At 46.2% G+C, this 21091-nt stretch carries 21 protein-coding genes and 1 other RNA gene; 8 read left to right on the forward strand and 14 right to left on the reverse strand.

Features of this window, described 5'->3' with window-relative positions:
- The first annotated feature begins 104 nt into the window (after nucleotides 1-104).
- Nucleotides 105-1277: an RDD family protein gene (locus tag FBQ74_RS07235; protein ID WP_139756036.1), complete on the forward strand. Its 1173-nt coding sequence runs from the start codon at nucleotides 105-107 to the stop codon at nucleotides 1275-1277.
- A 72-nt stretch (nucleotides 1278-1349) separates the two neighbouring features.
- Here the strand turns inward: FBQ74_RS07235 and FBQ74_RS07240 are convergent, their stop codons facing one another.
- The 4 genes from FBQ74_RS07240 to FBQ74_RS07255 all read right to left on the reverse strand — a co-directional run bounded on the left by FBQ74_RS07240 (nucleotide 1350) and on the right by FBQ74_RS07255 (nucleotide 6748).
- Nucleotides 1350-2234 carry a type 2 periplasmic-binding domain-containing protein gene (locus FBQ74_RS07240; protein ID WP_139756037.1) on the reverse strand — a complete coding sequence of 295 codons (885 nt, stop codon included), beginning with the start codon at nucleotides 2232-2234 and terminating at the stop codon, nucleotides 1350-1352.
- A gap of 233 nt (nucleotides 2235-2467) precedes the next feature.
- On the reverse strand, nucleotides 2468-3274 hold the full coding sequence (locus FBQ74_RS07245) for a DUF481 domain-containing protein (protein ID WP_139756038.1): 807 nt from the start codon (nucleotides 3272-3274) through the stop codon (nucleotides 2468-2470).
- 235 nt (nucleotides 3275-3509) lie between these two features.
- Entirely contained in the window at nucleotides 3510-6146 is a 2637-nt protein-coding gene (locus FBQ74_RS07250) for a carboxypeptidase-like regulatory domain-containing protein (RefSeq protein WP_139756039.1), read from the reverse strand.
- On the reverse strand, nucleotides 6146-6748 hold the full coding sequence (locus FBQ74_RS07255) for a hypothetical protein (RefSeq protein ID WP_139756040.1): 603 nt from the start codon (nucleotides 6746-6748) through the stop codon (nucleotides 6146-6148). Before FBQ74_RS07255 ends, FBQ74_RS07250 begins: the two co-directional genes overlap by 1 nt.
- A gap of 311 nt (nucleotides 6749-7059) precedes the next feature.
- Here FBQ74_RS07255 and FBQ74_RS07260 point away from each other — a divergent pair, with 311 nt between their 5' ends.
- The 5 genes from FBQ74_RS07260 to FBQ74_RS07280 all read left to right on the forward strand — a co-directional run bounded on the left by FBQ74_RS07260 (nucleotide 7060) and on the right by FBQ74_RS07280 (nucleotide 11169).
- Nucleotides 7060-7848 carry a MipA/OmpV family protein gene (locus FBQ74_RS07260; protein WP_168190629.1) on the forward strand — a complete coding sequence of 263 codons (789 nt, stop codon included), beginning with the start codon at nucleotides 7060-7062 and terminating at the stop codon, nucleotides 7846-7848.
- Nucleotides 7835-8224 (forward strand): DUF3019 domain-containing protein, encoded by a 390-nt coding sequence (locus FBQ74_RS07265; RefSeq protein WP_139756042.1) that lies wholly within the window; start codon nucleotides 7835-7837, stop codon nucleotides 8222-8224. The genes FBQ74_RS07260 and FBQ74_RS07265 overlap by 14 nt, the downstream gene beginning before the upstream one ends.
- Nucleotides 8224-8922, forward strand: coding sequence for a response regulator transcription factor (locus FBQ74_RS07270; RefSeq protein ID WP_139756043.1), 699 nt, complete (start codon nucleotides 8224-8226; stop codon nucleotides 8920-8922). Before FBQ74_RS07265 ends, FBQ74_RS07270 begins: the two co-directional genes overlap by 1 nt.
- Nucleotides 8915-10126, forward strand: coding sequence for a sensor histidine kinase (locus FBQ74_RS07275; protein ID WP_139756044.1), 1212 nt, complete (start codon nucleotides 8915-8917; stop codon nucleotides 10124-10126). Before FBQ74_RS07270 ends, FBQ74_RS07275 begins: the two co-directional genes overlap by 8 nt.
- A 77-nt stretch (nucleotides 10127-10203) precedes the next feature.
- Nucleotides 10204-11169, forward strand: a complete 966-nt coding sequence (locus FBQ74_RS07280) for a ribonuclease Z (RefSeq protein WP_139756045.1) — start codon at nucleotides 10204-10206, stop codon at nucleotides 11167-11169.
- A gap of 339 nt (nucleotides 11170-11508) precedes the next feature.
- Here the strand turns inward: FBQ74_RS07280 and FBQ74_RS07285 are convergent, their stop codons facing one another.
- The 5 genes from FBQ74_RS07285 to FBQ74_RS07305 form a co-directional block, all read right to left on the reverse strand.
- Nucleotides 11509-11754, reverse strand: a complete 246-nt coding sequence (locus tag FBQ74_RS07285) for a DUF4235 domain-containing protein (RefSeq protein WP_139756046.1) — start codon at nucleotides 11752-11754, stop codon at nucleotides 11509-11511.
- Nucleotides 11755-12146: 392 nt separating this feature from the next.
- Entirely contained in the window at nucleotides 12147-12671 is a 525-nt protein-coding gene (locus FBQ74_RS07290; protein WP_139756047.1) for a hypothetical protein, read from the reverse strand.
- An 11-nt stretch (nucleotides 12672-12682) separates the two neighbouring features.
- Complete coding sequence (locus FBQ74_RS07295; protein ID WP_139756048.1) at nucleotides 12683-13543, reverse strand: HAD family hydrolase; 861 nt, start codon at nucleotides 13541-13543, stop codon at nucleotides 12683-12685.
- A gap of 14 nt (nucleotides 13544-13557) precedes the next feature.
- The gene (locus FBQ74_RS07300; RefSeq protein ID WP_139756049.1) at nucleotides 13558-14637 is read right to left on the reverse strand and encodes a tyrosine-type recombinase/integrase; all 1080 of its coding nucleotides are present in this window, start codon (nucleotides 14635-14637) and stop codon (nucleotides 13558-13560) included.
- Nucleotides 14634-14816, reverse strand: a complete 183-nt coding sequence (locus FBQ74_RS07305) for an excisionase (RefSeq protein WP_139756050.1) — start codon at nucleotides 14814-14816, stop codon at nucleotides 14634-14636. The genes FBQ74_RS07300 and FBQ74_RS07305 overlap by 4 nt, the downstream gene beginning before the upstream one ends.
- Before the next feature lie 94 nt (nucleotides 14817-14910).
- Here FBQ74_RS07305 and FBQ74_RS07310 point away from each other — a divergent pair, with 94 nt between their 5' ends.
- Nucleotides 14911-15849 (forward strand): hypothetical protein, encoded by a 939-nt coding sequence (locus FBQ74_RS07310; protein WP_139756051.1) that lies wholly within the window; start codon nucleotides 14911-14913, stop codon nucleotides 15847-15849.
- Nucleotides 15850-15906: 57 nt separating this feature from the next.
- Here the strand turns inward: FBQ74_RS07310 and FBQ74_RS07315 are convergent, their stop codons facing one another.
- The 4 genes from FBQ74_RS07315 to ssrA form a co-directional block, all read right to left on the reverse strand.
- Nucleotides 15907-16362, reverse strand: coding sequence for a hypothetical protein (locus tag FBQ74_RS07315; RefSeq protein ID WP_139756052.1), 456 nt, complete (start codon nucleotides 16360-16362; stop codon nucleotides 15907-15909).
- A gap of 20 nt (nucleotides 16363-16382) precedes the next feature.
- Nucleotides 16383-16793, reverse strand: a complete 411-nt coding sequence (locus tag FBQ74_RS07320; protein WP_139756053.1) for an SEC-C metal-binding domain-containing protein — start codon at nucleotides 16791-16793, stop codon at nucleotides 16383-16385.
- Nucleotides 16794-16868: 75 nt separating this feature from the next.
- Nucleotides 16869-18293, reverse strand: a complete 1425-nt coding sequence (locus tag FBQ74_RS07325) for a replication endonuclease (RefSeq protein ID WP_139756054.1) — start codon at nucleotides 18291-18293, stop codon at nucleotides 16869-16871.
- Nucleotides 18294-18628: 335 nt separating this feature from the next.
- Nucleotides 18629-18985: a transfer-messenger RNA gene (ssrA, locus tag FBQ74_RS07330) on the reverse strand.
- Between the two features lie 278 nt (nucleotides 18986-19263).
- Here ssrA and FBQ74_RS07335 point away from each other — a divergent pair.
- A complete protein-coding gene (locus FBQ74_RS07335) occupies nucleotides 19264-20508 on the forward strand; it encodes an NADH:flavin oxidoreductase/NADH oxidase family protein (protein ID WP_139756055.1) in 1245 nt (414 codons plus the stop codon).
- Here the strand turns inward: FBQ74_RS07335 and smpB are convergent.
- A complete protein-coding gene (smpB, locus tag FBQ74_RS07340) occupies nucleotides 20505-20978 on the reverse strand; it encodes an SsrA-binding protein SmpB (protein ID WP_139756056.1) in 474 nt (157 codons plus the stop codon). The two genes, FBQ74_RS07335 and smpB, sit on opposite strands and share 4 nt — an antisense overlap.
- Nucleotides 20979-21091: the final 113 nt, after the last annotated feature.

The following is a 21091-nucleotide window of genomic DNA, read 5'->3' on the forward strand; positions in this document are numbered from 1 at the left end:
ACGATGAGAGGGGATAGACTGTAGGTATTTTCTCGCCAGTGTTACACAAAGATTATGAAGGTTACCTTTTAGTTCAGGTCACCATGTAATGTAAAGAGACCAGCATGGAAACACACGAGACACAGTTGAAAAGCTACGGTCAGCTAATGACCGACAAACAAATTCGCGATGTAGTAACGCCATACGAGTTTGGCGTTTCTGACGACATTATCGGCACACGCCTGGCCCGACCGTTCCGTCGAGGGTTTGCCCTGCTCATTGACCTTTTTCTCGTCGCTATGCTTACACACCTGCCTTCAATAATACTGGCGGCGCTAGGTGTTATCTTTTTCTGGCGTGCAGGGAAAACGAACAATACGCCGGCACGGTTTAGCTGGCTTCGCAAAATTTTAAAAGGTATCTCAGCAATATTGCTGTTCGGGATCCTGGTCGCCGTTATTGACAGTGTGAATGAAGATGATGACTTGCAGAATAACGATGGAAGTATACTCAAAGGTGTACAGTTTATTGAAATTGCATCAGTCGTAATGGGTATGCCTGCAGAAACAGAGCAACTGGCAGGTGACATAGAACAACAGCGGTGTCAGGCCATTTATTGCTGGCAGGAATATCTGACAGAGATTTCAGATGATATTGGACATATCCCTATGCCACCGGACGTGGTGGATGAGCTTACCACCAAACTTGAGCCAATTATGTCAGAAACGCTTGGTGACACCGAACGCGAAACATTGTTGCAGTCATTCAGGCAGTCCCTGAATATCACTACGGAGGAGTTTAATGAGGAAGGTGCTACCAATAAACCAGAATTGGATGATGATACGGCATCCATTGCCGATGATGCACCGTTAACTGAGGTTACTTCAGCCATCCCGGTTCATGAAAGTGGCACACCAAGCCTATTGGCGTGGGTGCAGGGCATTCTGGAAGATCTGGGGATTGGCTTCGGTTGGGCTGCACTGTATTTTACGGCTGTCACATTCTGGATGAAAGGCCAGACGCCGGGTAAGTGGCTGCTTCGACTAAAAGTTATCAAGCTGGACGGGACCACAATGACGCTATGGCAAAGCTTCGGACGCTATGGCGGCTATGGTGCCGGCTTCGCTACCGGGCTGTTAGGATTTGCGCAAATTTTCTGGGAGCCTAACCGTCAGGCTATCCAGGATAAAATCTCTGAAACCCTGGTCATTCAGCTCGGGTTATCGAAACTGGATGTACAGGCAATAAAAAATTTCCGTGACAAAAACGCTAAAGCCAGTGACGAGCATCGTTCGTAAAGGCGAAACACTGCATGAAGGGCAGGGAAACGCCGAGCGTACAGTGCTCATCCTGATTGAACACGTTGTAATCTATTCGTCAGACTGCTCTGCCAGCGGCGAACGGTAGTTTTGCAATTGTTTCGGTAGCAACGGGTTTTGCAGGCGAAACAGTTTCCGGTCCGGCAAACCCAAACGCTCAATAAGATCGCCTGTGGCCTGTTCAAACAAGCGTTGTGCGACCCCGTTCTCATCGATTGCCTTAAGGCCGTCACGCAGTCTGTTGGCTAGCTCGGGCTTGTCGGGATGCACATAAAACACCAATGCAAACGGGTAATACAACAAGGTTGTCGGCTCTATACTGAACATCTCATATTTCGCCGCGCGACTTTCAAAAGCCTGTTCTATTTCATTGGCACCCAGGGCGACGTAGTCAAACTCTTTTGCCGCAAGCAAATCGAAGATGTCGTCAAAGGTTCCCCCTTCAACGACGTTGTAACCATTGTGGCGAAAAAGCGAGGCGTCGGCCCAGCCTTCCGGGATACCAATGCTAAGTTCTTTAAATGCTTTCTCAGTTTGAATATCAGCAAAAAGAGGTAGATCCTGTTTTCGTACAATCAACAGCCTATGGCCAAGCAGTCCCTGCATAAGGGGGCGCGCAACGAGGATTTTATCCTTACTTTTGAGTTTTGGATTGCCGGCCACGGTAACAAACACATCTGCACGCTGGTCGCTGAATACGGCCGACTCCTCACTGTTTGTCAGGTTTTGTGTATCCTCGTTCACCGTAAAGTTGCCGTGCTTCTTTACCGATGCTTCAAGTACTGCCTGCAGAAGCTGACGTTCGTATTGCTGCCTGACCTGTGTCTTATTGCCGTTCCAAAACTCAATGACCTCGCTGGATTTAGCAGAAGCGCTGCCAATAAAAAGGGTCGCAGTCAGCGCAAAAATGCCAAACGTTGTTATAATTTTTTTCATCGTTATGCCTGTTCTTTTTTTAATCTGAACAAAACGTTACAGCCTACCACATCTGGAAACTTTAATGTGTGCTTGATAGCCGACAATTTGTAAGACGATGACAAAACAAACGGCTGCGCGATAGAAGAACTGTGTCTTACTTATCGGATATTGCCTGGCTATTGGTAGTTAACTGACATGTTGGTGCACACATGTGTATCACGATTCCGATAGCGCGAGCGCACTGATACCTTCTAAAATTCATAATTTAACGATACCCCATAATCCACATCTGTTTTTTCAACGCCTTCAAACGGCATCGCGTTATGACTGACTTCTACAGCAAATCCAACGTTGAGAGAGGGGCGGATGGGAAAGTTGAGACTGGCAACAGCCAGCACGCGTAAATCGCTGATATCGTCCACTGCGGGCTGAATATAGCTGGACGCTGAGGCAACAAAAGGGTACTCGCCAGTGTGTTTATGAACAATATTAGTGTATAAATTTGCCCGGACTGTATTGTCAGTCAGTGATGTCGCCTCCGACGTTTCTGACTCATAAAAAGCACCGACGCCCACTATCAACTGTTGTTCACTTGTTTCTTCCTTAGAATCAAATCGCCATCTGACATTGCCGCCTACCAGCTCGCGGTCAGAGATCCCGGCAAAATCATCATATTGATACTGTACGAACACCTCAGAATCTACCGATGGGGCAAACTGGTTTTCATGAATCCATCGGCCGTGCAGGAACAATTCATCTTCGTCCCGCACCTGATTGGTTTCTGAATAGCTGTAGTCACTGATAAGCACAAACAGATCATCGTTTTGTTTATAACGAAGTAATCCATTTACGGTATATTCCTGCTCATCTTTGTTCCCTGACTGCCCATTGATACTAAGACCTGCCTGACCGCTATAGCCTTCAGGCGGAGTGATTTGCACATTGATAGGAACAATGGCAGCGGCTGGCCAAGCAATCCCGCTTAGTAAGAATGCTGCTAACGCTGAAATTCCGGTGCGACCGCGTCTGGCGGCCAAGTGAGGTGTTTTATGAAGCATTTTATTATTTTCCTGGCAGAGCTTGCGCGCCCGCAGACGTGCTTTGCCTGTACCTGTAATTCGTTTTTCAGGCGACGTAATCTAGCATTGACTGCGCGACCTATCCAGGCAAGAACAGGTTTTGATGTAAGAATGCAGCATCAGGAAAGTAGGAGAGGGCTGTAACAGCAACACAAAAAAGGCCCTGACCTGGCGGGGGACCGCCAGCGGGCCAAGGACAGCACGCGCTCGCGCTCTAGTAACTGTCGTTTAAATGGTCGCAGCGACCAAACTGCGCACCATGATTGGTGACTGCCTGAACAACCTGCTTGGGAAAGCTCAGCATCTGGTCAGTTCCGTTCTGGCAAACGTAGGCTTTGTCCATATCCACATCAAAAGTGATTTGTGCACCGGCATAGCCCCCAAACAGTTCTGAACCATTGGCACTGAGGCCAAAGGGGTTGTCCATGACAAACTGAGATGCTTCCACCACACCCTGCTTGCCAAAAAATTCACCCATCGTCATCCAACCCAGACCTTCAATATAAATAGCGCCTTTGAAACCGCCGGATAGCAGGCTTCCCGCTCGGGCAGTAATAATACTCAGGTCTTCGTTGGCATCCAGTAATGTCACACGTGGTACGCCTGCTCCGGCGGCCACCAGACTTTCATGGTCATAACCCATATCGCAGAAGTTGGTCCAGCGTGATATGTAATCGACATCCTCGCACCAGCGCAGGCTGCCCAAATCGCTGATGGTATCGGCCTGTGTATCCCACAGTTTAATACCCGTGGCCTCACGGTACCGACTTTCAAGGTTTAGTGCGCCAAAGGCGACATACTGACCATCCTGTGAAATAACGGTAGAGTCAGAGGCGCCGAACTCAGTATAGATATCCCGTAACTGTCCGTTTACCCAGGCGACTTGTCCAAAGCCGTTGGTCATGCCAGTTACGGTGTCACCGTTTCCTGACACGCGGTCGGCACGGATCCATGCGGTAGTTCGGATGGTATCCCCTGTATCATTTTTGATTGCGACATTAAGTGTGTTGCCGTAAGTTGCCGGAACAAACTCAATATTGTCTTTAAGCGGTGTGACCTTTCCATTATTCCAGATAGCAGGGACTGCCATAGAGCTGTTTGCTGCCTGACATTCAGCCTCGCCACTGGTTGCCTCTCGAAAAGTACCGACTACTACATCACCTTTATCATTCATATCCCACACAGAGGCCGAAGAAACGCCACCAGAGCTGCCTAATGTGCAGGTGCCGTTACTGGGGTCATCCATAGGAGTGAGTTTGTTTGCCTGAATATCCCACAGCGCTGGTGTTTTTACACCGTCACCGTTGAAATCACTGACGCCAGCAGCCCTGGTGGCAGTTTTGTTCATGGCGACATTGGAAGCATGAAGTGCTGGCTTGCCGTTATCTTTAAGCGGCACAGTGAACAGGTTTTTATCGGTTGAATCGTAAATAAATATCATACCGCTTTGGGTCGTACCCAGGGCGCGCTTGCCGTTTTTAGCGTGGTCCATGACAAAGGCTTCAACCAGCGGCGTATACTGGATACCGTCGGTATAACCATTGAAGTAAATATCTGCCTGTGTTGTCTGACCGGCCTGGGCCACAATAGGTGTGATCTCACAAACATCATCGCTGGCCGGATTTGCACTTTCTCCGTCATTCCAGTATTCAGCGACTGACACCAGTGAAGTCGGGCGAGTGGGATAACCACCGGCCTTGATGGTTTCAAGATAGACAGCATAACGGTCGCCGGGTGTCAGACCATTTATTGTAAACGTTCCGTCAGGCCCGGATAGTCCCTGCGACATGTTGCCAGCCTGCTGCGTAATGACATCCTCATAAGGGTTATCTATATTGCGCGCAACAATATTGACGCCTGAATATTCTACGCCTTCTTTGGTGCGCAGTGTGCCGGATATTGATCCATATTGTGTTTTGTATGCTTCGGTAGGGTACAGATCTGAAAGGTTTACTTTATCGTCGCTGATATTGACTGATGACTGGGCAGCACCGGCGGCGCTGCGTACATCAATAAACGGAAACATGGTTTCAATATGACTGGCCATGGTCAGGCTTGGACCGGTATAGGTATTTGTGCCCTGGCAACCGGGAACACCGTCATATTGTGGCGAGTAGCCTCTGGCCATGTACACCAGATGGCCATTGGCCTGAGAGTGAGACATGTTAATAGCATGGCCGAACTCATGGGTGAATACACCTGAATGGTTAGCAAGATTCGGATCTTTGCTGTCAACAAAGTAACCGTTCATGAGTGCTGTGCCCTCAATAATTTCACCGGTTTCTTCATTTGCCCATTCGGGAAAAGCAATACCCAGCACCTGGTCGCGGGAGACGCCAAAGTAGTTCTGCAATATTTCGCCATCAGTATCGTAAGTTACCCAGAAACCGTAGCCATTTTCCTTATCGTAAATCTTCTGGTAATTACTGCCGTTAACATCACTAATGCCAAGCTGCTCTTCGATGGTGCCCTGAACCGTCATGGCGAAGGTAGAAGTTTCGACATTTGTCCATTGCGCAATGGCGCTAACGGTAGCTTCGTTTGCTTTATCGACAGTAACATAAGTGACGTCGCGCTCGACGGGAGTATATGCTGGGATAACAGTACCATCCGGTAGCGTCAAATCATGATTCAACGTCGTTCCCGCTTCCAGCACACTGTATGTTTGTACCAGATTACCGTTTTTATCCTCAATTAGGCGCCCGCCATCCGTATATACCGGGATGGGACCGTTAGAGGTGTCCCATTTGTAAGGCTGCATTGTAGGTTCATGGATATACAAGGGGCCGCCGGCTATTGCACTGGCAGCCATGGTAGCCATAAAAGCGGTTGCGATACGTGATAGTTTCATTATTTCACCTCTGCCAGTTTGCCAACCAGATTCATGAATACACCTGCGTCTACGGCGCCCGGTGTGGTAATCAGGTTTTGTTCTTCTGCGCTAAGCGCTGTGGTTGTCATATCCTCGAAAAGTCCGTAGTTGCCGACGTCGTTTATAACTTTTCCATTTTTTATGCTGAATTTGCCTTGCTCCAGACCTACGGTTGAGCGCAAGCCACCGCCGAAGTCCGGATTCATAAAAGCGATAACGTGTTCTCCTTCCGTCCAGTTGGCAAAGCCTTCCGGTGAGACCCCGAGATACACTTTGCCGTTACCCATAGTGCGAGGCTTCAACAGACCAAACTGACGAAAACTGAACTGACTGCCCTGGTCGTGTTTGCCTTTGGCATCCTGGCCAACCTCAATGGTTATTTCTGTGAAAGGGCGGCCTTTGTTATCAAAGCCATCGGTAACCGACAGCACTTTGCCGGAAATAATACTGGCTGATGCGGTGACCAGTTGATTCAGGTTTTGCTTAACATGTTTTTGAGCCAGTGCAGAAGGCGCCAGCATTATGCCGGAGCTTAAAACTGCAACAGCAGAAAGCTTGGATAACCAGTTTTTCACTTTCATATTCGGTCCTCTCGGAGTGAGTTACTTGTGAGTTTTCGATTTTTTCTATCCCTGTGTCGCACTTTTTAATGCGAGGGAAGTGATTACCAAAGAACCACAGGCAAGCGCTGAAAATCACGCTTTTTCATGTAGCCATTTGTAGCGGTATGTAGCGTTTTGTAGGATTTGCAGCCAGACTATAGAAGTACTGGTCGACCTGCTGCTAATGTGTGGGTTTACAAGATTTTCACATGTGAGATTGAGTAACGAGATTGCATCGCTTCGTTTTTGTTATATGTCTGAGCCTGCTGATAGGCGGGGTAAGCTACTGTGTGTCCGCTAAAGAGGCTAAGCACGATCATGTGCCGGTTCATGACTGGGGCGTGGATATTGCACTGGGCTACGGTGCGATTGAGAACCCATTAAATAAGCGTGAGTCCCTTGAGACGCTGGTGGTACCGCAGTGGTATTACTACGGCGAGCGTTTCTATATTGAAAATTTGGAGCTGGGTTACACCCTGTTTGAAAACGATCATTTCCTGTTGGATCTGGTCGGCTACCTGAACGATGACGGTGTACTTTACAATGTCGATAACAAATCAGTATCGATTCTGGATATTAGCAATCTGATTCCGAATGTGGGCAGACCTTTCAACGGCAATAGGGTTGAATTTGAAAATATAAAACGAAAGTTCACCTACATGGCGGGCGGCCAGGTGTTCTGGCTGACAGAATATGTGGATGTAAAGCTCTTGTATGGCAAAGATGTCACCGTTGGTCATGAAGGGGAAGAGACACTCTTATCACTTCAGAAAAGTTATAAGATCGATAAGATACGTCTTTTCTGGGAGGCCGGTGTGCAGAGAAAAACAGCGGCACTGAATAATTACTATTATGGTTTGCGGGCCAGTGAGCGGGGGCTGCGCAACGATACCGACGTAACCGGTAAAAGCCTCATAAACTATTATGTAAAGATTGCTGCTACTTATCGGATCTCAGACAGGGTCTCGGGTGTGATATCACTGCGACGTACACAGATGAACGACGATTTACTGATGAGTCCATTGTTGCTTGAAGATAATTATTTAAGTGGGTTTGCAGGGATCAATGTACATTTCTAATAAGACATTTACTGGCACGCTGGCGATACTGTTTTGCCTGAATATAAAGACGTCATGGGCAGAACCACAGCTTAACCTTCAGCCTGAAACCTGTGTTCGTGATGAAAGCGGGGAGTGCCAGACGACGCTCAATATTCAGTATACTGGTGAGGAGCGTCGGGCGGTGTGTATCGCCATAGATCATTTGGTCTGGGAGCAATGTCAGGAAGAAGCGCGTCGACATGAGGTCAGTGTTGCGGTGCGTACTCACCAGAATTTAGATGTTACTGCGTTGGATGCAAAGGACCGCCGGATTCTTAGCGAAGCAACGCTTATTCTTGCTACATTCAAGCCTGATGCGACACGTAAGCGCCGTCGTTTCTCCTGGAGTTACTGATGACTGCGCCGGGTAAAAAAATCTTGCTTATTGAAGATGACATTGCTTTATCGGAACTCATTGCAGATTACCTGCAGGAAAAGGGTTTCGACGTCACCTGCGCCATGAGCGGTACTCAGGCAGTGCAATACAGTCATGAACAGGAGTTCGACTTAATTGTATGTGATTTGATGTTACCGGACACACATGGTTTTAAACTCGCAGAGCGAATATGTGGTGATCAGCATTGCCCGCTTATCTTTCTTACTGCCGTCAGCGATGACGATACACATATCTATGGCCTTGAGCTGGGCGCGGTTGATTTCATCGCAAAGCCGGTCAGACCGCCGGTACTGCTGGCCAGAATAAACGCGCAGTTACGCAAGCAACCGGTGGTAGAAGATGCCGCTATCGTCGAATTAGGAGATTACAAACTCGATTATCGGTCAAAAGGGTTATACCAGGCCGGACGCTCAATCGCGCTGACAAATCAGGAATTTGATATTTTGTGGCTGTTTATAAAGTTTTCCGACAGCCCCATAAGTCGAGAGTTTATGTTCCAGCAAATCGTTGGCAGGCCGTACGATGGCAGTGACAGAGCGGCCGATCTCAAAATCAGTCGGTTGCGCAGAAAACTTGTGCAAGCCGGCTGTAGCGATTTGCATATCAGGACTATCCGCGGGCGGGGATACATTCTGAGTCTGGATAACCATGCGTAAGCAATTTGTCAGAGTGTACGCGGTACTCATTCTGACGGTAGTCGGGCTGCTTACCGGTGCCGGTGCGCTGTTTGAAGTGCTGATGACTAATCAGAATAGCTACCAGTTATCGTTGCCACGGGTTTTTGAGCAACACACGCTGTTCCCGGATGCTGCCCGCGTTCGCGAAGTCTCACCAGCAAGTGTCCAGTTTCCGCCCTCCGTCAGTGAAAAGCTTCACAGCGGCCAAATAGTGCCGGTTGTACGTGGTAGTAATCAAATCATCTACTACAGAATGCAAAACGAAAAGCTGCTGGCATTCGGACCCATCAGGGACGACAGTGTGCGCTGGGAGCAGGCAGACCAGACATTTTCGCTGATTTTTTATATGACGCTGGCCCTGGTACTTTTGATCTTGCTGTTCCCGGTTGGCAGGGATATTTTGCGCGTTCAGCGCGCTGCTATTCGCTTTTCCCGTGTGCCGCAGACTTTAAGGCTTGACGTGAAGCCTTCTTCAAGTGTGTATCCGCTTGCACAGACGCTGGAAAATATGTCTGCACGAATAGTGGAGCTGCTCCAGCTGCAAAGGGATCTATCTAACACGGTCGCACATGAAATACGCACACCATTATCTCGTATGGAATTTGTCCTTCAGCAAATAACGCCGGATATTGCGGTTCGTTACCGCCAGCGACTGCAAAAAGATATTGAGGAAATAAACTTGCTGGTCACCGACTATCTGCAATATGCACGCAGTCAGCATCAACAACCCCCGCTGAATATTCAGGCGCAGTCTGGCGACGTATTGATGCGCATGCTTAATGACAAGTTTGCATTTTATCAGACCCGGATCATGATTCATTATGACTGGGATGATACGGTTTGCCGGTACGATCTAGGTTTAATGCAGGTGGCAGCGCAAAACCTGATAATGAACGCACTGCGTTATGCACATAAGGATATCCGGGTTACCTGGCGGGTTACTTCACATCACTGTGAACTATGTGTAGCGGATGATGGCGCAGGTCTGAAGGGTAAGCACGCGGCCCTGAAAGACGCATTTAAACAGGGAGAGAATGGGACCGGCGACATGGGGTTCGGACTCGGATTGTATATCACCCATCAGATCGCACAGCAGCACGGCGGTGAGTTGCATATCAGTAACGATGACGAGCTGGGAGGGGCACGGTTCACGCTAACCTGGCCATCTGGTGCCGTGGGTTGAGCTGGCGCATGCGGAAAATTACGCTTTTTAGCTCATGACGTAGTATGAAGCAGTAGAGGCAAAACAGGAGTACGTCCATGCAGGTACAGGTTCTGGGAAGCAGTTCAGGAACACCGACAAAACAGCGAAATGTATCGGGGTATGCGGTGTTTCGCGAGGATCTGAAACCCTGGTATCTGGTAGATTGTGGCGAGGCGACGCAGCATCAGATCCTAAAAACCCGATTGTCGCTTTTTCATCTTGAAGCGATACTGATCACCCACAAGCATGGTGACCATTGTTATGGTTTGCCGGGGCTGATTGCCTCAGCAGGACTTAGCGGGCGTACCCATCCATTAACGGTTGTGGCACCTGCTGAGGTACTTGAATTTATTCGCGCCGCCATGGCGATGAGCGAATGGAATTTGCCCTTTCAACTGCAGCTAAGTACACCGGAAGCACTCTGTGAGCATTCATTTAGCTGGGTTGCGATCCAGAGCTGCCCGTTGCAACACCGGGTGCCCAGTTTCGGCTATAAATTTAATGAAACGCACATTTCACGAAAATTAGATATCGAAAAACTGAAGGCCCAACAAATCGCCAGCGGACCTCACTATAACCGACTCCAGCGGGGCGAAGATGTTGTATATAACGGGCAGCAACTGCTTGCCAAGAACTACAGCTATCTGGCCTGGCAGCCCAGAATAATGGTTATTTGCGGCGACAACGAGACACCGTCATGCCTTGATCCCATTATTGATGGCGTGCATCTGCTGGTTCATGAGGCCACGTTTCTTGCTGATGACCTGCACAAGGTGGGTAGTCATACCGGACACAGTGATGTCAGACGCATCAGTGCTTATGCACAGAAAAAAGCGATTCCGGCGCTGCTGCTCACTCACTTTAGCGCGCGTTACGCCCCAGGGGAAGGGATGCAGCGCCTGATTGATGAAGCGACAGAACACTACGCCAGGCGTTTATTTTTAGCCGCCGATGGAATGCGTGTCAAAATCAACAAAACTCTGGAGGCGGAATGCGTACAGAGAGGCTTTATTTCCTCATGAGTTGTAACAGTGCTTTTCTGTTATCAGGATTGTTCAATTAGTGTCTTTGATTTAGTAAAGTTTTTTCGCGCGCGATGTGCGTAGCATTAGAGAGTAATTCGTGATTGTGCAACGCGTTAAATCGCTGTCCACTTCAATTTATTCAGTGTAAACCTTATTGGAGAGATAAATTTCCGGATCATCTCACAACTTCACCGGAGTATTGAATGACCTCAACTTATTCCTAAGTACACTTGAAATTGGAGATTAATCAGGCCGCAAAGAAGTTAATATTCGCAAATAACCGTGGTGATACCTCTAGCAGATATTGCATTGAAAGAGGTATCAGCTGTCAAAACGTTATCTTGATTTGCGTTTGTCTATTGCATATTGGACAGCCATTCGGGCGAGACCGGCACCAATGCCTGATACTACTGCCCAGGTTACTGCCTCTTTAAGGTCAGTATTTTCACTAACCTTGTCTTTAGGGGCCGGTTCATTGGTAACCTTTTCCCATGACTTTTGTAACGATTTCCTCGCTAACATGCCTGCAGAGGCAGCGGCAAGTCCTACACCTACGGTCGTAATAAGCTGTTTGTTACTCATTTTGTTCTCCATTGGTTACTAATGGGCGAGTTGTCCTTTTGTTACGCTCAGGACTCGCAGAAGGTAAACAGTAATTACTCAGCAATTTGTGTACCGATAGTAAGTATGGCGACTGGTAATTGTGGTGGTCAACGAAAAACCGGGAATCCTTTTGAGCTAAATCCTTCTTGTGGATGTGACAAGTCACTCGTATTGGTGGGTTTCTCCTTTAGGCTATCCATGGCCTTGCCTCTTTGGGCGCATGCGGAGGTACAAAACGCTCCAGACGTTTTGTGAATCCATTACGCGTATACAAAGTCAGCAAATTCAAGACATAAAAAAACCACGCTAATGCGTGGCTTTCTTGTGTGGTGGAGCTGGCGGGATTTGAACTATCAATCATAGTATTACTTTCAACAGGTTACAGGTTGCTGAGGTATTGGTGTCGACATTGACACTATCAAAACTGTAAGCAATATTAACGAAATTATCATCGAAAAGTGAAAAATCATAGTTCTTAAGCGACTATCCACATGAAATCCAAACAACTTAACTTCGTTACTTCTTTTTTTGATGTCAGACGAATGTGTAAAGCAACCATCGAAAATAGCATTCAATTTTTTTTCTAAATTAATACCTGTGTCTACAGAACCTAAAAGAAACGGTGAATACCACTTAGCATCCAAAAAATAAATACCCAACCAAACTACTGCGCCGAAAAGCATAATGAACGCACCAACAGGCACATTGTAACCATTTACTGGTAAAGATATTCCAGAACGGAGACTCAACCCAGCAGCACCGATAACTGCGGCGAGAATTACAAAACCAAAATGGCGTATTTTCATAGCGACGTCATTAAAGTGTCTTTGGGTGTCAACGGTTGTTTTCCAAGCATCTACCATCAACTCTGCGCGCTTATCTTCTGTCATGCTCATTTTTTATTCTTCTAGCTCTTTTTTTCAAATGTAATTATATCTAGTAGCTGGGAGAAGCTGTCAATTTCGAAATCAGCTTTATGTTTGATGCCTTTATCCTTGAGTTCCTTTTCTTCATCTACCTCAGCTTGGCTCCAATGCGTTACTTCTCTCAATAGATCATAACCTTTCTGGGTATCTGAAAAGTGCGCTCCACCATATTTAGCAAAGACAGAAGTGACGTTGGCATCGAATGCCATGTTGATATCTCTTAATTCACTGTCGCCAACATAAACACAATCTTCAACTTCTGCACCAATATCTTCTATGATATCTAAGAGCAGCTGGGGATTTGGCTTTTTTTCACCTTCAGGGGTGTGATGGCAGCTAAGATTTTCGAATTCTATAGTGGTTCTATCTTCTTCATCTATCGGCACATTATGATCTTGAGGGCTGTAGAGCCTTTCGATAAAGTAATCTAAACCCAGCCGTTTCAACCTGTTCTTAGTATACCACTCCTTTGACTCTGTATACGCTATAACCCTTATTCGCTTGGATCTTAGCTCAGACAGCGTGTCATAAACGCCTTTGTAAAGCTTTAGGTGTGTTTTACGTGCACTTCTTGCAGCATGTATTGCTTCGTCCATCTCTCTTAATAAAGATTCTCTTTCGCCATATAGCTTTTTTAAAGAGGGGAGCTTCTCAAGAATAAAGGCATATTCAGCCGTTCCATATTTCTGATGAACCGGTTTTGCCTCTTTAATGAGTGTATCGAATGGGACACCTGATATTTCTGATGCCTTATTCATCATAGAACTGAACGTTTCGTACCATATGGTGAACCAGTCAAAAAGCGTGTTATCAAGATCTGTGATTAATACTGACTTTTTCATTTTTTTACATTCCATTATGTTTTCGAGTAATCTTGAGATGGAATCCAGCGACCATAGGTTTTTCTAATCATTCCCCAATCTGCATGCCCCATTTGCTTTGCAACCCACATGGGATTTGAACCACAACTTAACATCATAGACGCGTAAGTGTGCCGTGTTTGATATGGATACCTGTACAGTACTTTAGCTTTTTCTAGAGCTGGTTTCCATACATATTTCCGTAGGCCATCGGCATATCTATAAGTTGAAGACGTTCGAGGGTCAATAAAAACTCTATAAGAATCTTTATATTTTGAATTGAGCACATCACGCAATGCTTTAGCGGCATAGTCGTGAAGTTCTATGGTGCGAATGCTACCTTTAGTTTTTGGCTCTTTCTCAACTCCTGAAGTAATGTTAACTCTTATATGAGCGAGTTTATTCTCCAGTTCTACATCTTGCCATCGGAGTGCTAATAGTTCACCTGTCCTCAAGCCGGTAAAAAAAGCTAACCTGTACAAGTGCTTGTAAGGCTCTTCCAAGTTTTGGAGTATTTTCCTTATCTCGTCTTGAGTGAATGGGTTCGGCTCATGAAATCTCTGCTTGTATCTTTCGATTCTTTCTGTTGGATCATGATCAATGACTGAGTCAAAGTAAGCTCGTTTGAAAATCTGCTTCAAAACGTTTCGAGCTTCATTGATAGATTTACCCGATAGAGAGCTTTCCGAAGCCCACTCATCAAACATACTACCCTTAAACTCTGAAAGTCTAAGGTGACCCCAATTCGGCTCGATATAGGAGTAATATTTTTGGCCGTAACCCCTTTTTGTTGAATACGCCCAATTGAGCTGCTTTTGTTTAAACCAAATTTTATAGTACTCGTGAACGGTGTGCTCGAGGCCTTTATCAAATGCCTTTTGAATAATTTTGCTGGTTGAAAACTTCTCAGCGATAGTCTTGTCGTTCATGCTAATGGCAAATTTGTAAATTGCTTCCTGTTCCTCGACTCGCTTCAACGCAGATTTGTTTTGGGGAGCGGGTATTGTTTCCCTATATCGCTGATGGCCTAGGGTAAAGTCGATGACATATCCACCTTTCACTGCTTTTACACTCATTTTGCATTCTCCTTAAACCACTGATAAACCATTTCAACGACAAAAATGAGTTTGCCGTCAGGCGCTTTGTAATAATGTTCATTCTTTATCCACACACCTTTCTTGACCTTCATGTGAATCGCCCCCTTTGTGTAGCCGGTTAATTCGGCAAGTTTTTCTGTTGTGACCATCGCGTTCATATTTGCGTACCTCTGTATTGATTGAAGGGCTAGCTTGGTCTTAAAAGGTTTGTTAAAACAGGCATATGACGGGTTATATACGGGTAGTGCATACATGGAAGTTGAGGAAAAACAAGATGTTGAAGAATTGGGGCAATCACTTGAGTTTGCGAAGAAGTTTTTCCAAATTCACTCGCCTCAATTAGTTGGAGACCAAATCGGTGAATTATTAGTCCTTAAAACGCTAGAACTTGTTCAGTCCGAAGCCGTTGATGAATCGCATTATTACTTCACGGCAGTGGAAATTTTTGAGCAAATAAACGGTGAAGGAAATTCAGAAAAGGCTAGACGCTGGATGAAGTCGCACGATGAAAATTTGGCGGCACTGTTTGTTCAAACATCATCTCTTAATGTTGAACTTGCAAATAAGGGACTAAGTACACTATCAATCCAGAGAGTTGAGCATAAGGGCGGCAAAGCGAATCAATGGCGAGTTCGCACAGGTAAAGAGCGAGTAACATCTTCCAGCAGAAATGAGGCTGCCGATATAAGATACGTAGTGACGGCATTGCACGACCCCATGCCATGGGCGAAACCGTTCATGAATGCAATTCTGTCACCACGAATTCTTATTACTGTAGGTGTCACGTTGTTATTACTGGTGATTATTCCAATATATACGCTACTTGGCATAATTGACTGGTCGAGTAAGCCGGTTGCGACTTCCGTGGTTATACTCGGTATTTTTGCGGGTTTAATGTTTCACCGGTTACACGAATTAATGAACAAAGGTGTTACTGCATTTCCCGTACTTTGGTCTAGAAAGCTGGGGCGAAACAAATTGTTCCTGTCTACATCATCAGGTATCGAAGATAACCCACTTGGAATGAAAGCTGTGACCATTGAAGCGAAGTGCTCTATCTGCGGCGAGGATCTAATAATCGATAAGAGCAGAGAATTTCATGGCCGCTATATTGGGAAATGCAGAATTGCCCCTTCTGAGCATGTTTTCTCATTTGACCATATTACAAAGCGGGGCAAGCTTTTGCGGTAACGTAGTTCGTTAAAGGTCAGGTTGTTAAAGAGCTATTTGGATTTCAAATTTGGCAAACTAAGACTTAATATCACTTAAGCGCGGCTGTGCTGTTTGCCATGAACTTTCGTTACTATCTAATGATGAAGCTGGAACCGCCACGAGCTGTTTGAACTCGATAATCTCCATTTTGTATTTTTTATTCCCAGACCATGTATGGAAATGTTTTCGGGCTTCACTAATGTTATTAAATACAGCGGCTTTACTCATTTTGCAGACATGTTGTTTTTCAGAAAGATAAAGCCCATCCTCGTAATGGAAGCGCCAGGGCCAGCTATCTGCTTGTGAAGGATCGTAGATACCTACATTAAAGAAAGATTTCTGTACGTACCTGTCTCTGAGTTCTTCATAGGCGTCGGCAATATTTCGGTATCCCCTTTGCCATTTGTCAGGATGTTTGCTTTTGAGCGCCTTAATAAGACGCCTAGTTTTTGCTTTGTGTAGCAGTACATTAAAGAGTTCTTCGTCTGTCACTATTCATACCACCATTAGACTTAAACAAACTGTGGTTGAGTCTGAAAACGTACTGCACCATGATTTTTCATTGAAAACTCAAAAGCAGCTTCTAAGGAACTGAAGGGGCCGGCTAACTTAATATCTGAACAGTTACCAGTTGTCACAATCACATGATCAGTTTCGAACTTATTCGTGTTGTGCATTTCGTTTAGCGATTTAGCTGCACCAGTTGAGAGTAAGGATACAAGACAGCAAATGGCCTCTTGGTCGAGATCAAACGGTGACATATCTGGCGCACGATCACGGTTAAAGCCAATATATTGCTCTTTTGGCAGGCTGGCATTATCAGATTCATCTTGTGCAAAATGCTCTTCTGACTTATCAATGCAGCAATGCTTAAACTTCTTACCACTGCCACAGGGGCATTTTTCATTTCTTCCGGTTTTCATTTTTTCTTTCTCGTTTTGGGTTAGTACAGTTATTTACACAAGTCCAAGATACCTTCGATTTTGGCAGGCACGCGGTCACCGCGTGTCTGCCTGCAACCTTCGGTGACCCGCCGAGCCCGGCTCGACTGCTCGTCCGTCCCGTGGGGCGGGCGGGCAGTCGCCCAGCTCAGCGGGTGACGATATGAGCTTCCAGCCTTTATCAGCTATCAGGTATTTGGAAGTAACAGAAAGGATTGTTCTAGGCTTGTTGTTGTAAGCGTAGTTAGATAGCAGCTTGGGATCGATATCCACGAACATGGCCTTAATTTGCTTTTCATACTCAAGAATGAAAGGACGTTCAGCTTTACGTTTGTTATTGCCGCCCATCATTATTATGTAAGCAAGCCAGTCAGAGGAATCTGCTGTCAGTCGAAGTTGGTCTAGCCCTGCATCTTCAATTTTTCCATCAATTCGGCGCAGTTGACGCCACAACGAAACGGAGGGAAGGCCAAAGAATTGAAATTGTCTGATTTTGAATAGTGAGGCCCAAGCTGTAATTCTTGATGCTGCAACTTTGGCATCATTGCCGTATTTGTCAGTATCTAGGTATTCACCATCGATATTCTTACAGATATATTTAGCTATATAGTCCTGTGCAGAGCCTTTCTCATCTTTGATTTGCTCAGCTTTAAAACGACTATTCTTTGCCCCGTTTTCATTACCCTCATGCTCCATCGCATAGTGGCGAAGAATTTCTGTGACTCGCAGTGCCTTTTCGGGTGGCATGAATAACATCAAATGCCAGTGAGGGGTACCATCATGATGCGGTTCAACAACGCGTAATCCGTATACATTGATTTCTTCTCTATCGAACTGTGCTCGCGCTTTTCGCCACTGCGAGTTTAAGTACTCGCTGGCATCTTTGACTGATAATTTTTGATGTTTAGGATTCGGCTTACCTGATTTATAGTGTGAATGATACTTTGATGGTGTGGTTAGTGTGTAAAACCAGCCACAGTCACCTTGTAACTTTGAAAACTCCTCTGTGCCTTTAACGCGGACCATGAGTTCAGCACGTCTTATTTTCGGGTTTGAAACGTTGGAATTGTATGCATCCAACATTGATATAAGCTCCCCATTAGCACTGCAAAACCATTTGTTCTCCATGAAAGCGTGAGCTTGTTCTTTTTCCCATTGATGCTGTTTGAGTCTATCGACGCTGCAATACGCACTTTTCGCTTGATTGATAAGGTCAAGTTGTCGGCGTACCTCTTCCATCTTTTGCGTAGCCAGTGTCTTTATCTTTTTAAACCAGAACTTTTCAGAGCGCAGTAGGTGAAGGGCTTCGGTCTGTGACATATCATCAGGTATAGAAAACCCGTAACGACTGAACTTAGACCTGCAAAAGTGAAATGCCGCCTCGGTACTCATGTGCGCTGTATCTCTCAGGCACTGGAGCGCTTTCTGTTTAGCAAACATTTTTAATTCGGAAATATCATTCGACAGATTGAGATCAGCCACTTCAAGTTGCCTGTCTAATCTGGCAAGGAAACGATTCGCTTCGATATAGCTCTTTTGCCTACTAATTCTGAGGTATTTATGTGCCACGTCATAAGCGATAGGCGATAACTTATCGAAAACGCGTTTGCGGAATAAATGACATTCTCGTGTACCGATGCCGCTGGTAAGCGAATCAGGTGAGGTGACAGATTCACGACATGAAGATACAGATTCACGACACTTTGAAGCCCTTTCAGGAACAAAGGAGAACGATTGGTGGTTAGATTGAAATTCGCTGGAAGCAGCGTCTTTAGAGGGATAGAGCGGTCTAGAAGGTTCTAGACCGCATCTGGAATTGGTGGAGCTGGCGGGATTTGAACCCGCGTCCAGAAAATGTCTACTTTTGGTACTACATGCTTAGTTTGTCTTTTGTTTAACTACTTCAGACCCCGACAAACAGGGTTCTTGGTAGCGGTCCTGATACTATTTCGCGGTTCAACCTCAGGAGAGTTTCCCTCGCTAGTTTGCTTATATGACCTTCCGAATCCACGCTAGCAAACAAAGCTGTGGTGGAAGGGCCTATACCGGTTATTAAGCGGCTAGTGCGTAGTTTTCGTCGTTTGCGACTATTTAAAGCGGATTTTTTAAGAGGCAATCCGCACCTCTGCATGCACCTCCAGCGTCCTAGATCCTGTCGAATCCTAATCAGCCCCTGAAGCGTGTTGCCGTTAATCCGTTTACTTCTACTGAATTAACAACGAACAATCATTCTATCGCGAACGGGTACACCAGACAAGCGCTATAACCCGTGGTTCGCCTAAAATTCAGGCATTTAAACCTATTGTATTAACGATGAATGACTGTCTGTAAACAGATATGGTTATGTTTGTAAAAAAAAACAACCGGCAAAACAAAATATCTTCTTCAAAGATGCAATTTATTGTATTTACAGATAAAGTAAGCGGGCATTTTGACCTGACAGTTTTTATTTATGAGTGCCCATCAGATTTTATTCACGCCACTTACCCTGCCATGTGGAAAAGTCCTTCCCAATCGGATCGTTAAAGCAGCGATGGAAGAGAATATGTCTGGTGCGAATCTTTTACCGGACCATAATCTTTTTTCGCTTTACCGATACTGGGCACACGGTGGCCTTGGCGCAATAATTACCGGTAACGTTATGGTAGATAAACATGCCATGACAGGGCCGGGTGGCGTTGTGCTTGATGAAAACAGCCCATTGGCACCGTTTGTCGAGTGGTCCAGAGTGATGAGTTCGGGCGGCAGTCTGGCGATTATGCAGATTAATCATCCCGGTCGTCAGGTATTTAAGTCGGTCAATGACTACGCGCTCGCGCCCTCAGCAGTCAATCTTCAGCTTGGCAGATATTCTAAGCAGTTCGCGCAGGCCCGGGAGGCCAGTTGCGATCAGATTTACACTATTATCAGGCAGTTCGTCACCACAGCCGCGCGAGCCAAAGAGGCCGGGTTCGATGGTGTGCAGATCCACGCCGCACACGGCTACTTGCTGTCGCAGTTTTTGTCCCCACGGGTTAACCAGCGCAACGACCAGTGGGGTGGGTGCCTTGCCAATCGCGCCAGACTGTTGATTAATATTGTCAGTGAAGTAAAAGCCAAATGCGGAAATGATTTTGCGCTGTGGGTGAAACTAAATGCCTCAGATTTTCAGCGCGATGGCATGCCGCCTGAAGAAGCCAGGGAAGTTGTCGCGCACCTTAATAAGTTGGGCGTTGATGCAGTAGAGGTGTCAGGCGGAAGTTATGAGTCTCCGGCTATGCAGGGACGAACGGGCGACGACGCGCCATTATCAAAAGAAGCGTACTTTGCTGATTTTGCCGCTCAAATAGCCGCTATCGCTGAAATGCCGGTAATGACCACAGGAGGAATCAGTCGGTTGCCGGTGGCTACATCGATCATTGAGTCTGGCTGTTCGATGGTTGGTATGGCCAGCGCACTGGCTACAACGCCGGATTTAGCAAAAAAATGGCAGGAAAACCCGGAATACCGCGGCGTTATTTTGCGCTGTAATCGTAAAGATAGGACGCTCGCAAGCCTAATTACGATGTCGATGGTGCGACGACAGTTGCGCAGACTTGGCAATGACTTATCGACACTTCGTAACCCGTCTGAGCTCTGGAGTCTTTTACTGGACACTGCCCATCGGGCCAAAATGACCCGGCGGTACAAATCTATCGTTGGAAGCCGAAACAGTTAAACGCTGTGTTTCATGACGCGTTCTTTCTGGCGCTGCCAGTCACGCTCTTTCACGGTGTCGCGCTTATCTTTCGTCTGCTTACCTTTCGCCAGATGTATTTCTAACTTCACCCAGCATTTTTTCCAGTACATTGCCGTGGCTACGATTGAGTAACCCTGCCGATCCCGTGCACCAATTAGTCGATCAAGCTCGCGCTTATTCAACAACAACTTGCGTGCACGTTCAGGGGCACAAATAACATGTGTAGAAGCCTGTTGTAGCGGTGTAATGCGACTGCCCACAAGGTAAGCTTCACCATTTTGAATGATGACATAGTTATCGGTAATGTTTACCTTACCCTCACGGATGCTTTTGATTTCCCATCCCTGCAGCGACATACCAGCCTCAAACTTATCTTCAAGGTGATAATCATGTCGTGCTTTTTTATTCAGCGCGATAGTCCCGCTGGTATTTGTTTTATTCTTTTTCATGCCCGCCATTATACTGATTGCGTTCCTGTTGTCTTTAGTTTCAACCGCGTTGAGACATCGTTATTACGCTAAGAAGAATGATATTGGGGCATTCTGACTAAATTTCAAAGGAT

Source organism: Salinimonas iocasae (assembly GCF_006228385.1).
GTDB classification, from domain to species: domain Bacteria; phylum Pseudomonadota; class Gammaproteobacteria; order Enterobacterales; family Alteromonadaceae; genus Alteromonas; species Alteromonas iocasae.